The sequence below is a fragment of the Lactobacillus gallinarum DSM 10532 = JCM 2011 genome, from assembly GCF_001434975.1.
Lineage (GTDB): Bacteria > Bacillota > Bacilli > Lactobacillales > Lactobacillaceae > Lactobacillus > Lactobacillus gallinarum.
In genome coordinates, this window is sequence record NZ_AZEL01000067.1 from 1 (window position 1) to 264 (window position 264).

Genomic DNA, 264 nt, shown 5'->3' on the forward strand with positions numbered 1-264 from the left:
AGATGTCGAGTTTAGAAAATTAGATCTGATTTCTTAAGTAAATACGTTTTACTACTAAGTTTTGGAGGTTTTTATTATGCAAGTTACTTTTGGAATTGATGTAAGCAAGTCTACTTCTACTGTTTGTGAACTAATTGGTGAAAGCAAAAATGAACTAACCATTACTAATAATCGTCCTGGTTTTATTCAATTGCTTCATGAATTAACCGCTTTTTCTAAACATCCACAAATTATTTTTGAAGCTACCGGTGTTTATTCACGCAG

1 protein-coding gene is annotated in these 264 nt (G+C 31.1%); it reads left to right on the forward strand.

Annotation, left to right across the window (positions count from 1 at the left end; genetic code table 11):
* Nucleotides 1-76: 76 nt before the first annotated feature.
* The coding region (locus tag FC37_RS08460; protein WP_005721242.1) for an IS110 family transposase at nt 77-264 on the forward strand (188 nt) is incomplete at its 3' end.